Raw genomic sequence first — 13,108 nt, forward strand, 5'->3', positions numbered from 1 at the left:
GCGGCGTGGCGGCGTGGCGGCGTGGCGGCGTGGCGGCGTGGCGGCGTGGCGGCGTGGCGGCGTGGCGCAATGCGGATTTCAAGCAGGTCGACGTTAAATTTTTGCAGGTTGCGCTAGCGGTTTAAAATTTAAAGCGAGCCGTCGTTATAAAATTTAAAACAAATTATGTCGCGGCTAGGATTTAGCACGCCTGTGAGCTAAATTTAAAGCGGTGCGCCGCCGCGTATGATCTCGCCGTTTCATTTAGTGTAACTGCTAGCTAAAATTTAAACCGCTAAAATTTCAAGATTTGCACCGCGCTAAAGAACGCTTTGGTACTACGATACACGCTGCTCGGTTTAAATTTTAAAATTTAGCGGGGCGGCTGTCAAGCGACAGGCGCGACAAAAGGGGTGCTGCGAAATATTTTCAACAACCCTAAAATATTCGCAATAACAGCAAAAAATTCTCGCAAAATCTCCGTAACAAGGGTAAAAATTTCTACAAAAATTCCCGCTAAAATTTCATCCAAAACCGTTATAAAATTTCATCTGCGTTTAATACCGTAGCCGTCCTTATCCACGCATATAAAGCCCGTAGTAGCGCCTCCGTCGCGCGCCATCACCACGCCGTCTGCGGCAAATCTATCATCACAGCCGATCTCGTAGTCTTTTTTCGCCGCCTCGCTCGCAGGACCCTCGAAAATTTCGTAAAATTCCGACACAAACCCGTCTTTGTAATAAATAGCGGTTTTGCCCTTGCCCTCCCAGATGCTTACACCCTGGGCATTTGCGCTTTTTGCTTTGGCTTTAAGTTCGTTAAAAGTCCCAAAATCCCAGCCTAGGATTTTTAAAACAGCGCGCTCGTTCATCCTTTCGTCTATACTATAAAAACTCGCACTTTGATTTTTGTCTTTATTCACGGCTCTCATGCTTGAGACCTCGTCGCCGTCGAAACGAACGTCAAAAGAAACTCCCTCGGGCTTTATCTCGCGCACAAAATCGCGCAAAGATAAAATTTGAACGCGATTTTGCTCATAATTTTCCGCCAAATCCGGCTCCGAAAAGAATAGTTTGTAGATTAAAAACCCCCGCAGCTAGCACAAGTGCGGCGCTTATAACGAGTTTAAATAACCTAAAAATTTCCGAGAAAAAATATTTTATAAAATTCACGCCCGCTTCCTAAATTTCACTGAATTTCACCGTCTACGCAAAGGGCAAAATTTTTTTGTAATTACTCCACAGCTCGCTATCCTCGCCGAAATACGCGAGCAGTCCGCGCACATTGCGATCGAAAGGGTTGGGCTCTTTATGCAGCGCGATACGCTGCGACAGGCGCAGATCGTAGGTGTTGTATATCGCAGAATACGGCACCGGAAAGTCAGAAGCGTAAAGCAGGCGCGAGTGCACGTCCGTTTGGCTCGCAAGATGCGGCAGAGCCTTAGCGCGCACCGGCGTCATCAGAGCAGAAACGTCGGCGTAGAGGTTTTTGTGCGTGCGCAAAAGCGCCAGAAGCGCGAAATAATCGTGTCCGAAATTTCGCGGGCGGCGCGAGAGCGCACGAAAAATATGCGAATACTCATAGTTAATCGCCATGTGCGCGCACACCGTCGTGACACCCAGCTCAAGCGGCGCGTAGATCATCTCCAGCGCCTCGCAGCGGCGCGAGCTCGGCACCGAGCTTTCGTTGCCGACGTGAATCACCAGCGGCAAGCCGAGCTTGGCGAGCTTTTCAAAATACGGCGCGTAGCGAGGCAGCCTCGTATCCAGATCCCAATAATTTTGTAAAAATTTCGCCCCCTTAAATCCGAGCTCGAAGCAGCGATCAATCTCATCTAGCGCGTCCGCCCTTTTTGGATTGATGCTAAAAAACGGCACGATGAGATCAGGGTTTTTTTGATAAATTTCAAGCACGCTGTCGTTGTCCGCGCAGACGGTCTTATCGCGATGGATTAGCTCGCCCGCGTCGCTAAATTTAGCATCCACGCCGAAAAGTACTGCCTTTTTAACGTATTTTGAAGCTCTAAGCCCGCCTAGAAGAGCGTCCACATAGGCCTCATAGGGCTCTTTGATCGCGCGCGATACGTCTATGCCGAAGCGCCTGCCGAAAAGGCGCAGCGCGAGCCTGTCGTAAGGGCGGTCGAAGCGCACCTCCTTGCTTAGCAGATGGACGTGAAAATCAAGCGTTTGCATCGGGGATCCTTGGGAAAATTTTGCCGAGTTTATATCAAATTGCGGTAAATGGTTAGAATTTTAAATTCGGGTTTAAATTTACGCACCGCGCCCTGCCTCGCCTTTAAATTTTAAAATTTAAACCTCGCCGAAAGAGCCGCTAATTGATATTTAATGCCATTTTAAAGCTACGGCGATATACTTGCGATTTGAAAAGCTATTTCAATTAAGGAGCGAAGATGGAGTTTGAAATTTTAGAAAATTCCGCCGATTTTAAGCCTAGCGATCTGGATGAGATAATGATTTCGATCGGCTGGGATACGGAGCAAAACGCAGCCTCCGTGCCGCCGCACGAGACATACAGGGTGTGGCGAACCTATGATTACGTGGCGATCGCCAAAACGCAAGGCAAGACCGTGGGGGTGCTGGAGGCGTTTTGCGACCGCGACAACTTCGCTACGAGCTATCTTTACTGCGTGATAGTTCATAAGGATTATCAAAGGCGCGGTATCGGCACGGCGCTCGTGAATGCCTTTAATAAGCGCTTTGCGCACACCACCACCTTTGTCGTAACTCCTCTGCATAAGGCTGAGGGCGCCGGAGAATTCCTACAAAAGTGCGGCTTTAAGGACGCGTCGGAGCACTTCACGGTCCACATGAGGAAGCGAAATTCGATCTAGCGGGCATAAATTTTAAAATTTTATCGAGCCTTGGCTCTAAAACGGTTGGAATTTTAAATTTAGCTATGAGCTGCTATAATCGTTAAAATTTAAGGAGCCAAAATGATCACTATGCAGATCCAAAGCGGCATCGATCGCGATACTCTCGAAACTTTTAAGAAACTTTTTTTAAAGATCGATCCCTCCGCGCAGATCACCCTAAGCGGCGAGAAAAACTTAGAAACGATTTTATCGGAGTTTAGATCAGGCGAAAGTTACGACGAGATAAAAAACGGAATGGATGCAGATTTAAAATCATACGCAAACGGCGATCTAAGCGGCTTTGAGGAGCTAGGCAAGGGCTGGAAAAATTGAAAATAATCCAGTCTAAAAGATTTCGTGCGCAACTTAGCAAGATCGTGGAATTTATCGCGGAGCGCTCAGAGGATGCAGCAGAAAATTTTAAAAACGAGCTTTTTGCGCGAGCAGGCGAGCTTGGCTTTATGCCGTATAAATTTCGTAGATCAAAAAGCTTTGACGATGATAAAATTAGAGATTTCATATTCAAGGGTTTCGTAATCCCATATCTAATAGATGAACCCAACGATACAATCGTTATCCTAGCGATATTTAAGCAAAATCTATTGAGATAACTTGACGCTTGTTTAAAAACATCCGCGTTTAAATTCCACGCTCTGTTTATTAAAACCATTCATTCGCCGCCGCAGCGCCAAAGAAAAAACCGCTCGTCCCCGATAAATCACTGTATATTCTCGCACGGCGCCGTAAATTCCAATTCTACGCGGGGCGCGCTAAAACAACTCCACTCGCCCCCACCTACGCAAAAGCAAACCTAAAAGAATTTTCGGCTACAATTTCCCGCAAATAAAGGCAAAATATGAAAGAAATCTCGCTACTAAGGCTCTCGCTCGCAATCTACATCGATATGTTTTTGCGCCTCGTGACCACGTTTATCAACACCTACATGATCTCGCGCGTGGACGTCTCGCTAGTAGGCGCGCTTGGGGCGGGCAACGAGATATTTTTGCTCTTCATCACCGTTTTCGGCTTTCTGGCCGTGGGCTGCTCGGTTCTCGTAGCGCAGGCGCTGGGGGCGAAAAACAAAGTCCTAGCCATGCGCGCGATCCACACGAGCATCGCATTTAACGCGCTTGTGGGGCTTTGTAGCGGCGTTTTCGTCTTTAGTTGCGCGCCGTTTTTGCTGCATGCGCTGCAGGTGCCTGCCGAGCTTTTGAGCGAAAGCGCGATCTATCTTAAAGTCATCAGCATCGTCTTTGCGATAGACGCCGTCGCGATCGTGCTTAGCGCCATCGTGCGCGTTTACGGATACGCAAATTTCATCATCGCGGTCTCCGTGGTGATGAATTTAGTAACGCTAGCAGGCAACTACGTCGTGCTCTTTCGGCCGTTCGGACTGCCGTACTACGGGCTTGAGGGTATCGGCGTGAGCACGATCGCGGGGCGCATGATCGGCGTATTTTTATTCTTTCTCATCATTACGAAGGTGCTAAAGATAAAATTTTACCTCACGATGTTTTTAAAGATCAAGCTCGCCACGCTACGTAAAATTCTATCCGTAGGGCTTCCTAGCGCTGGCGAAAACATGCTGTGGATCGTGCAGTATCTAGTCGCCTTCGCCTTCGTCGCGAGCATGGGCGAGGCGAGCCTTACCGTGCAGACGATCTATTTTCAAATTTCATCATTCATCTTCTTCGGCGGAAGCGCGATCAGCATGGCAAACGAAGTCATCGTAGGCCGCCTCGTGGGCGCCGCCAAGCCGCAGGAGGCGTACCGGCACACTTTTACCGCGCTGCGCTTCGGGCTCGGGGCGACGGCGCTTTTCGTCGCGATCGTGTTTTTAGCGCGCGAGCAGATTATGGAGATGTTAAGCCTAAGCGAGGTGCACAAGCAGGTCATGCGGCCGCTTTTTTACCTCACGCTAGGGCTTGAGTTCGGGCGGACGCTTAATATCGTCTTCGTAAACGCCCTACGCGCAAGCGGCGATGCGAGGTTTCCCTTTGCGATGGGCGTGATCTTTATGTGGGGCGTCTCGATCCCGGTGGGCTGGCTTTTGGGTATTCATCTGGGGTATGGAATTTTGGGCGTTTGGATCGGGTTTTTCTGCGACGAGTGGCTGCGCGGCAGCGCCAATACGGCGCGATGGATAAGTAAAAAATGGCAGAGCAAAAAGTTAGTCTAAATTTGCTAGGCTTGCCGATCAGCTTGCGCTTTAAGCGGATGAAATACGCGCGCATCCGCATTAGCAAGGACTGCGAGATCAGCGTGAGCGTGCCGCGCTCCTACACCGCGGCGCAGGCAGAAAACTTCATCCTAAAGCATGAGGAGTGGATCCGAAAGACGCTGGCGCGGCTGCGAAGCAAGCTACTAGCGAGCGATCGGGTTAGAATTTTAGGCAAAATTTACAAGCTGAAATTTAGCCGCGAGGTCGAGCTGGGCACAAACTGCGGCGCGAGTAAAAATTTAGACGATAGCGGCGCACAGGGCGGCGTGAACTGGGCGAATGGCGATGCGAGTAGTGACGTGGGCGGCGTAAATTTGGCTCATTTACAAAGCGGCGTAGGCATAGGCGGTAGCGGCGGCGATGGCGGCGATGTGAGAGGCAGCGCAAATAACAGTACGGGTGGCATGAATGACGGCGCAGGCGGCGGCACGGGAAGTGAAATTTTAAAATTTCACTCGGGCGAACGCACTTCGCAAAGTAATGCGGCGGGCGAGAATTTAAAATTTAACCTACCTGACGATGTAGCGCAAGGGCTCGCGCAGCAGAGTGAAATGCGACAAGGCGGCGGGTTTATAAATACGGCGGCACAAAATGGCGCAGCGGACACGGATTTGGAATTTAACCTCGCACAAGAGGGTCTAAGCCTGGAAAGTAGTAAAAATTTTAAATTTAATCCGAATACTTTAGGGACACGGGGGCAAAATTTAAATCGCGGCGGCGCACAAAATTTAGCGGGCGAGGGTTTTTTAAAATCGAGCCGTATCAGGACAGAAGCGCTAGAGCAAAACGGCGGTGAGCAATCCTACGGCGAAAATTTAAAATTTCACTCGGACGGGCGCGTTTCACAAAGCAGCGATGCGGGCAAATTTAACTCCGCCTCAAGCGGTGAAATTTTAAAATTTAACCCCGCCGCAAGGGACGAAATTTTAAAATTTAAACCTATCGCGGGCGAAGGAATTTCAAATTTTAAACCCGCTGCAAGCGGAGAAATTTCAAATTTTAGCTTTGTCCTAGGCAAAGAAATTTCGGTCGCTAGCGAAAAAATTTCAAAATCTGCGAGCGAAAACGTGCCGCAAAATGTAGCACAAAGCGTGCAAGCGGCGGAGCGCGACGAGCCCGATTTTACGATCAAAAATTTTATCCAAAGCTCTAAATTTAAAGATAAAATTTTTATGTCACGAGACGTGATCTTTTGCGAGAGCGAGAACGATTTCGCGGCGTTTAAAAAGGCCTTTGCGCTTGAGCTTTATCTGCGCTATATCACGAAATTTTCCCCGCGGATAGGCCGCAAGATCGCGCGGGTGCGGGTGCGTAAAATGCAGACGCGCTGGGGCAGCTGTAATCACGCAAAGGGCTATCTCAACTTCTCGCTAAGCCTGATAGAGCGGGATCCGCGCTTCGTCGAATACGTCGTGCTGCACGAGCTCGCGCACCTCATCCACGCAAACCACGGAGCGGATTTTTACGCGCTGATCGCGCAGATAATGCCCGATTTTAGGGCACGTATCAAGCTAGGCAAGGGCTAGTTCGCGAACGGAGCGCCCGTTTAAATTTCACGTCACTGTGGCACGATCTTTGCAGTCGTAATTTCAACCGATCTTTCACTCCTCTTTCGCCCCACGCCGTAGCAAGCCGCAGCCAGTCCGAACTTGCGCGGCGCAGATAGCGAATTTCGCAAATTTTCGTGGATCCAAATATTAATCCAAAGCCGCAAATTCCACGTATTTCTCCATCGCAACCAGCAGGAGCCAGCGCGCGGTAGGGCTGAAAAAATAGTGGTGTTCAGGGATCTGTTCCATTATAAATTTTAAAAAATCGTAAAAATATTCGGGCGCAAATTTAACCTCGGCGCTCGTTAAACTATCGCCTAGATAGCAGATTTCGCCGCCTAAAATCCTCGCTTTTACCGCGGGGTTTGCGCCTATGAAGCTTCTGGCACCGGCAAAGCTCAGGCAGCCCGCGGTCACGTAATCTTTCAATCCCCGCAAGACGGGCTTGGAACCGACGAAGGTGAAATTTTCCTCTATAAAGCGCGCTCCGCCCTCGCTCACTCGCCAGCGATCGCCCAAGCTCGATAAAAACGCAAACATCTCATCATCTGCGGATCTGAAATTCGCAGGTCCGTTTTTGCGATCCATTTTCGTCCTTTTTAAATTTATAAACTGCTTTTACGGCGCGCGCGCTGCTTCAAGCCGTCGTTTAACGTCGCAGTAGCATTCAAAGACCGTCGCAGACGCGGATAAAATTCTACTCGCAAGCATTGCCTTATAAAGCCGCGCAGTGTTTGCCATGATCAAACAGACGACGCTTGGCAAACGGCGGCTAAACGATAGTTGCTAATCACATGAAGCAGCGGGCGAAGATCAAGCAAGCTACGATCAAATGAACGACGGCAAGCGAGCGACCAAACAAGCAGCGGATGGACTAAACAGGCAGCGGCTAAATTTAAAATTCCGCAGCCCGCTAAACTAAAGCTTAAATAATCGCCGCGCAAGACAAATCAAGACAAATTACTTGAAAAAATTCTTGATCTTATCAAGTATCCCCTCGTCGTCTCCGCCCTTGCTGCCGAAGCTTTCTTGAAGTTCGCGCAAAAGCGCCTCTTGCTTCTCACTGAGTTTTTTAGGCGTCTGGACGTTTACCTGCACGATCAAATCGCCGTTTTTCTTGGTGCGGATATTCGGCGCGCCCTCGCCGTAGATCGTGAAGCGCTGCTTGTCCTTGGTGCCTACTTTGAGCTTCAGCTCCGCCTTGCCGCGCGGCGTCGGCACCTCGATGCTCTCGCCCAAGATCGCCTGCGTAAAAAACACCGGCACCTCGATATACAGGTCGTCTCCGTCGCGTAGGAAGTGGCTGTCTTCCTTCACGCGCACTATCACGTACAGATCCCCGATCTCGCCGGTTTTAGAGACGTTGCCCTTGCCGCTTAAGCGCACGCGCTGTCCGTCGTCGATGCCTGCGGGAATGTCAAATTTAAGGTTCATGTCCTCTTCGGTAAAGCCCTTGCCTCCGCAATCCTTGCATCTGTCTTTTACGATCTCGCCCGTGCCGCCGCATTCGGAACAGCTTTGGATGAAGCTCATATATCCGCGCCTGACCGCGACGCGCCCCGTGCCGCCGCAAGCGGAGCAAGTATGTCTTTTTTTATCCTTCGAGCCGGTGGCATCGCAGGCGGAGCACGGCTTTTTGATCTTGTATTTTATCTCCTTGTGAACGCCCTCTAAAGCCTCTTTAAACTCCAGCGTTACGGCCAGCTCGGTATCTATGCCGTATGGATCGCTAGGACGAGTCGAGCGACTGCCGCCGCCGAATGCCTGCTCAAAAAAATCACCGAAAATGGAGCTAAAATCAAATCCTCCGCCGCCCGTGCCGCCGTATGCGCCGCTAATGCCCTCTTTGCCGTAGCGATCATACATCCTGCGCTTTTGATCGTCGCTTAAAATTTGATACGCTTCGTTGATCTTTTTAAATTTCTCCTCCGATTCTTTGTCGCCCTGGTTGCGATCGGGATGGAATTCTAAAGCAAGCTTTCGAAACGCCTTTTTTATCGTCTCGGCGTCCGCGTCGCGCGCCACGCCTAAAATTTCATAATAATCTTCTTCCACGAAATTCTCCTTGAACTATACAAAAGGGGCAATTTTATCTAAATTTAATAAAACGCAAGTTAAGACTTAACTATTTTTATGTATAATGCAATATTTAAAATTTCAAATCAACGATGCAAAGGATAAAAAATGATAAATGTATTGATGATAGAAGACGACAGCGAGTTCGCACAGCTTCTAACCGAATATCTGGCTAAATTTAACATCCAAGTTACAAACTTCGAAGACCCGTATCTGGGCATTAGCGCAGGGATCAAAAACTACGATCTGCTGATTTTGGATCTTACGCTTCCTGGGATGGACGGACTTGAAGTCTGCAAAGAGATCCGCGAGAAATACGACATCCCGATCATCATAAGCTCGGCTAGAAGCGACGTTAGCGATCGCGTAGTGGGCCTTCAGATCGGTGCGGACGATTATCTACCCAAGCCTTATGATCCAAAAGAGATGCACGCGCGCATCATGAGTCTCATCCGCCGCTATAAAAAAGCTAGCGAGAAGGAAGAAACCGCCACAGATAGCGTATTTCGTATCGACGACAAGCGCCATGAAATTTACTTCGGCGAAGAGTCGCTCGTGCTAACGCCTGCGGAGTATGAAATTTTAGAATACCTAATCAAGCAACATAGTTTTTCGGTATCCCGCGAGCAGCTTGTATACCATTGCAAGAGCCTAAAAGATAAGGATTCAAAGAGCCTAGACGTCATCATCGGGCGCCTACGCACCAAGATCGGCGACAGCTCCAAAGCGCCTAAGCATATCTTTTCGGTTCGTGGTATCGGCTACAAGCTCATAGGATGAAACACTCATTAATCACCAAAATTTCGGTTTTTTTTGTAATCGCGATCATCTTAGTCTGCGTGCTTTTCATCACATTCGCACGAATGCAGATGAATAGAGCCCTAGGTAGCATGCAGGCCAATCAAATAAATGCGGTCAATAATCTACTTGAGCTATACAAGCGTAATGCCCCTCCTAGCGATATTGAGCGCTACTTCTCCAGCTATGGCTTGGAGCTTGTAAAAGACAAAAATATCATCCAAAACATCATCACGAGTGGTAAAATTTTTTTCGTCCAAGATACTTCTATCGGCGAGTTTAGTTCGGTTGAGTATAATAATTCATTGTTTTTAAATATCAAAAACAACTCTTTCGTCGTGGTTTTCGAAAGCCTTGGCACGAAGAATTTAAACGATCCGCTTTGGGTCGGATTTCTGCTTACGATGGCGGTTTTAATCTCGCTTTATCTATCAATCGTGCGAAGTTTTACGCCGCTAAAAAAACTAAGCAAAAATATTAAAAAATTCGCTCAAGGCAACTTGGACGTAAATTTAGCCGCCACGCATAGCGAGGACGAGATCGGGCAGGTCGCGCAGGAATTTAACAACGCAATCGCTAAAATTCAAGAGCTGATCCGCTCGCGCCAGCTATTTTTACGCACCATCATGCATGAGCTCAAAACCCCGATCGGCAAGGGCAGGCTCATCACCGAAATGCTCGATGACGAAACGCAAAAAGAGCGGCTCGTAAATGTCTTCGAGCGGCTTGAAATTTTAATCAACGAGTTTGCTAAAATCGAGCAACTGCTCTCAAAAAGCTACTCGCTCAACTATCAGGATTATCATTTCAGCCTCATTTTAGAGCAGGTAAAAGATATGTCGATGCTCGATAATTGGGACGAGCTCATTAGCACAGATATCGAGTGCGATGCGGTGATAAACGTGGATTTCGGACTATTTGCGCTGGCGATTAAAAATTTAATCGATAACGCCCTAAAATACTCCAGCGATAAAAAAGTCCGCATCATCTGCGACGAAAATAAAGTAAGCGTCGCCAACCGCGGCGCAGCGCTTGCAAAATCATTCGAGCACTATAAGCAGGCTTTTATCAGAAATAAAGACGAGAAAGCTACTGGCATGGGGCTCGGGCTTTACATCATCGATAAAATTTGCGAGCTGCATAAGTTTCGCTTCGAGTACAACTACAGCGACGGTACGCACTACTTCTCGATCGTCTTTTCGCCGAAGGGCGCCAAATGAGCGGCACAGACAAATTCGAAGAGCTAGTCGCAAGCTTTGAAAAGCTTCCTGGCGTGGGCAAAAAATCCGCCCTGCGCTTTGCGTACTACGTAAGCGTGCAAAACTCTTTCCTAGGGCTAAATTTAGCGCACAATATCGAAGAGGCAGTGCGTGGACTGCACAGATGCCACATCTGCGGAGCGGTATGCGAGGGCGAGATCTGCGAATACTGTGCCGATGAGGAGCGCGAAAGCGATAAAATTTGCATCGTCGAAAATCCTAAAGATATCTTTATTTTAGAGAGCAATAAAATTTACAACGGCCGCTACTTCGTGCTAGAAAGTGCGAGCGAAGAGACGGTGAGCGCGCTGCGCGACATGGTGAGCCGAAACGGCGCGCGCGAGCTGATATTTGCGCTGACGCCGGGCATCAACTCCGACGGGATCATGCTTTACGTCGAGGACAAGCTCGCGGATCTGGGTTTGAAATTTACCAAGCTCGCTCAGGGCGTGCCTACGGGCGTTAGCCTCGATAACGTCGATATGCTCTCGCTAATAAAGGCGATCAACGGGCGCACTTATATTTAAAATTTCGACGAAATTTTAAATTTAGCGGCTAAATTTAAAGCATAAAGCGGCAAATAGACTCTGCAGCGGAGCCCGAGCGGCAAAATTTCAGACGTTAAATTTAAATAATGGACGTGCGATGAAATTTACCGAAATTTACGCGGCTTCGGTGCGCGAAACGATGGGGTGGGCGCGGCGGCGCCCCGCTCGCCGCAAGGCTTTAACGGCGGATTTGAGCCGTAGAATTTTAAGCGCTTCCGTTTCGAAGCGGGGTTTTGAGCGCGGAATTTCGAACGCTCAAATTTTAAAAGGCGAAATTCTAAACGGCGAATTTCTAGAGCTAAATTTTAAAAGCAGATCTGAAAGTAGCGAGACGGGGTTGCCCAACGCTGCGAGCTCGTAAAAATTTAAAGGCGAATTTCTAGGCGCGGAATGGTTTAAATTTTTAAATTTCGCCGGCGCGGGATTTAAAAATTTAAACGTAATTATCTATTATAATATTTAAGGACAAAGGTGAAAAAGGTTCATTTTATCGGCATCGGCGGCATAGGCATCTCCGCGCTAGCGAGATTTTTACACGAGAAAAATTTTATCATCTCAGGCTCTGATATCAAAGAGAGTGAGACGACCTACAAGCTAAGAGCGGACGGCATGGAGATCATCACGCCGCACGACGCTTCGGCGATCAAAGATCAGGAGATCGTCATCTACTCCGCCGCGATCAAAGAGGACAACGTCGAGCTGCAAGCCGCGCGCAAAAAGGGTATCGTCTGCCTCTCGCGCAAGGAGGCCCTGCCCTTCGTGCTAAAAGACAAGCGCGTCTTCGCAGTCGCCGGCGCGCACGGCAAAAGCACCACGAGCGCGATAACCTCGGCGCTGATAGACGGCTCGGTTATCATCGGCGCGATCTCCAAGCAGTTCGGCTCGAATATGAAATATGAAAACAGCGAAAACATCATCTTTGAAGCCGACGAAAGCGATTCTAGCTTTTTAAATTCCAACCCCTACGTCGCAGTCGTTACCAACGCCGAGCCCGAGCATATGGATCATTACGACAACGATTTGGATAAATTTCACGCGGCGTATCGCGGCTTTTTGGAGCGCGCCAAGATCCGCGTTATAAACGCCGAGGATGAGTTTTTAAGCTCGATAAAGCTCGGCTGTATCAAGCTCTTTCCGTCGCGCGACATAACGGATCTGAAGGTGCTGCTGCGCGATCATCAGCCATTTATGAGCTTTAATCTAAAAGAGCTCGGACGCTTCGAGGTTTACGGGCTAGGAAGGCACATCGCCATAGACGCGTCGCTGGCGATCCTAACCGCTGCATGCGAGACGGGACTAGAGCAGATCCGTAAAAATTTACTGAATTACCAAGGGATCAAAAAGCGCTTCGACATCCTGTGCGCCACCCCGAGCTTCGTGCTGATCGACGACTACGGCCACCACCCCACCGAGATCAGAGCGACGCTTCAAAGCGCGCGCGAATACGCTAGCCTACTAGGGCTTAGCAAGATCACGGCGATCTTTCAGCCGCACCGCTTCAGCAGACTTAAGGCGAATTTAAACGCCTTTAAAGAGTGCTTTGCGGGCGTGGAGGAGTTAGTCGTACTGCCCGTTTACGCCGCGGGCGAGCCTAGCAACGGCATCGATCTGAAAGAGGAGTTTAAGGGGCTTGGGGCACTTTTTACCGAGAGGGTCTTTAGAAACGGCGAGCGGATAGAATTTAGCGATATTTTCGGCGTCCGCCACATCATAAACGACGGGCTCGTGATCGGATTTGGCGCAGGCGACATCACCTATCAGTTGCGCGGAGAATTTTAGGCTTGAAAACTCTCGCCGAATTTATT

General features: G+C 49.0%; 14 protein-coding genes. 10 read left to right on the plus strand and 4 right to left on the minus strand.

Annotated features, from left to right (window positions below):
* Nucleotides 1-526: 526 nt before the first annotated feature.
* Nucleotides 527-1,030, minus strand: coding sequence for a hypothetical protein (locus KH703_RS08000; RefSeq protein ID WP_304295360.1), 504 nt, complete (start codon nucleotides 1,028-1,030; stop codon nucleotides 527-529).
* A 154-nt stretch (nucleotides 1,031-1,184) separates the two neighbouring features.
* Nucleotides 1,185-2,171 (minus strand): amidohydrolase family protein, encoded by a 987-nt coding sequence (locus KH703_RS08005; RefSeq protein ID WP_304295361.1) that lies wholly within the window; start codon nucleotides 2,169-2,171, stop codon nucleotides 1,185-1,187.
* Between the two features lie 218 nt (nucleotides 2,172-2,389).
* Between KH703_RS08005 and KH703_RS08010 the strand changes: the two genes are divergently transcribed.
* From KH703_RS08010 to KH703_RS08030, 5 genes are all read left to right on the plus strand, one after another.
* On the plus strand, nucleotides 2,390-2,830 hold the full coding sequence (locus KH703_RS08010; RefSeq protein WP_298956849.1) for a GNAT family N-acetyltransferase: 441 nt from the start codon (nucleotides 2,390-2,392) through the stop codon (nucleotides 2,828-2,830).
* Nucleotides 2,831-2,932: 102 nt separating this feature from the next.
* Nucleotides 2,933-3,184, plus strand: coding sequence for a hypothetical protein (locus KH703_RS08015; RefSeq protein ID WP_304295362.1), 252 nt, complete (start codon nucleotides 2,933-2,935; stop codon nucleotides 3,182-3,184).
* Nucleotides 3,181-3,462 carry a type II toxin-antitoxin system RelE/ParE family toxin gene (locus tag KH703_RS08020; protein WP_304295363.1) on the plus strand — a complete coding sequence of 94 codons (282 nt, stop codon included), beginning with the start codon at nucleotides 3,181-3,183 and terminating at the stop codon, nucleotides 3,460-3,462. The genes KH703_RS08015 and KH703_RS08020 overlap by 4 nt, the downstream gene beginning before the upstream one ends.
* 245 nt (nucleotides 3,463-3,707) lie before the next feature.
* Nucleotides 3,708-5,030: an MATE family efflux transporter gene (locus KH703_RS08025; RefSeq protein WP_304295364.1), complete on the plus strand. Its 1,323-nt coding sequence runs from the start codon at nucleotides 3,708-3,710 to the stop codon at nucleotides 5,028-5,030.
* Entirely contained in the window at nucleotides 5,006-6,598 is a 1,593-nt protein-coding gene (locus tag KH703_RS08030) for a M48 family metallopeptidase (protein ID WP_304295365.1), read from the plus strand. Before KH703_RS08025 ends, KH703_RS08030 begins: the two co-directional genes overlap by 25 nt.
* A 171-nt stretch (nucleotides 6,599-6,769) precedes the next feature.
* Here the strand turns inward: KH703_RS08030 and KH703_RS08035 are convergent, their stop codons facing one another.
* Complete coding sequence (locus KH703_RS08035) at nucleotides 6,770-7,210, minus strand: hypothetical protein (protein WP_304295366.1); 441 nt, start codon at nucleotides 7,208-7,210, stop codon at nucleotides 6,770-6,772.
* Between the two features lie 372 nt (nucleotides 7,211-7,582).
* The gene (dnaJ, locus tag KH703_RS08040; protein ID WP_304295367.1) at nucleotides 7,583-8,677 is read right to left on the minus strand and encodes a molecular chaperone DnaJ; all 1,095 of its coding nucleotides are present in this window, start codon (nucleotides 8,675-8,677) and stop codon (nucleotides 7,583-7,585) included.
* Between the two features lie 129 nt (nucleotides 8,678-8,806).
* On the opposite strand from dnaJ, the gene KH703_RS08045 reads away from it, so the two are divergent.
* From KH703_RS08045 to murC, 5 genes are all read left to right on the plus strand, one after another.
* Entirely contained in the window at nucleotides 8,807-9,478 is a 672-nt protein-coding gene (locus tag KH703_RS08045; RefSeq protein ID WP_005870149.1) for a response regulator transcription factor, read from the plus strand.
* The gene (locus tag KH703_RS08050; RefSeq protein WP_304295368.1) at nucleotides 9,475-10,716 is read left to right on the plus strand and encodes an ArsS family sensor histidine kinase; all 1,242 of its coding nucleotides are present in this window, start codon (nucleotides 9,475-9,477) and stop codon (nucleotides 10,714-10,716) included. Before KH703_RS08045 ends, KH703_RS08050 begins: the two co-directional genes overlap by 4 nt.
* Nucleotides 10,713-11,282 carry a recombination mediator RecR gene (recR, locus tag KH703_RS08055; protein ID WP_304295369.1) on the plus strand — a complete coding sequence of 190 codons (570 nt, stop codon included), beginning with the start codon at nucleotides 10,713-10,715 and terminating at the stop codon, nucleotides 11,280-11,282. The genes KH703_RS08050 and recR overlap by 4 nt, the downstream gene beginning before the upstream one ends.
* 118 nt (nucleotides 11,283-11,400) lie before the next feature.
* The gene (locus KH703_RS08060) at nucleotides 11,401-11,664 is read left to right on the plus strand and encodes a hypothetical protein (protein WP_304295370.1); all 264 of its coding nucleotides are present in this window, start codon (nucleotides 11,401-11,403) and stop codon (nucleotides 11,662-11,664) included.
* Between the two features lie 110 nt (nucleotides 11,665-11,774).
* Complete coding sequence (murC, locus tag KH703_RS08065) at nucleotides 11,775-13,082, plus strand: UDP-N-acetylmuramate--L-alanine ligase (protein WP_304295371.1); 1,308 nt, start codon at nucleotides 11,775-11,777, stop codon at nucleotides 13,080-13,082.
* The last annotated feature ends 26 nt before the right edge of the window (nucleotides 13,083-13,108 follow it).

Source organism: Campylobacter gracilis (genome assembly GCF_018374135.1).
Lineage (GTDB): Bacteria > Campylobacterota > Campylobacteria > Campylobacterales > Campylobacteraceae > Campylobacter_B > Campylobacter_B gracilis_A.

Excerpts from the sequence above, each read along its gene's own strand:
- KH703_RS08050 (WP_304295368.1), top strand. The coding sequence starts at position 9,475 with ATGAAACACTCATTAATCACCAAAATTTCGGTTTTTTTTGTAATCGCG.
- KH703_RS08045 (WP_005870149.1), top strand. The coding sequence starts at position 8,807 with ATGATAAATGTATTGATGATAGAAGACGACAGCGAGTTCGCACAGCTT.
- recR (WP_304295369.1), top strand. The coding sequence starts at position 10,713 with ATGAGCGGCACAGACAAATTCGAAGAGCTAGTCGCAAGCTTTGAAAAG.
- KH703_RS08005 (WP_304295361.1), bottom strand. The coding sequence starts at position 2,171 with ATGCAAACGCTTGATTTTCACGTCCATCTGCTAAGCAAGGAGGTGCGC.
- KH703_RS08060 (WP_304295370.1), top strand. The coding sequence starts at position 11,401 with ATGAAATTTACCGAAATTTACGCGGCTTCGGTGCGCGAAACGATGGGG.
- KH703_RS08030 (WP_304295365.1), top strand. The coding sequence starts at position 5,006 with ATGGCAGAGCAAAAAGTTAGTCTAAATTTGCTAGGCTTGCCGATCAGC.
- KH703_RS08025 (WP_304295364.1), top strand. The coding sequence starts at position 3,708 with ATGAAAGAAATCTCGCTACTAAGGCTCTCGCTCGCAATCTACATCGAT.
- KH703_RS08035 (WP_304295366.1), bottom strand. The coding sequence starts at position 7,210 with ATGGATCGCAAAAACGGACCTGCGAATTTCAGATCCGCAGATGATGAG.
- KH703_RS08010 (WP_298956849.1), top strand. The coding sequence starts at position 2,390 with ATGGAGTTTGAAATTTTAGAAAATTCCGCCGATTTTAAGCCTAGCGAT.
- KH703_RS08015 (WP_304295362.1), top strand. The coding sequence starts at position 2,933 with ATGATCACTATGCAGATCCAAAGCGGCATCGATCGCGATACTCTCGAA.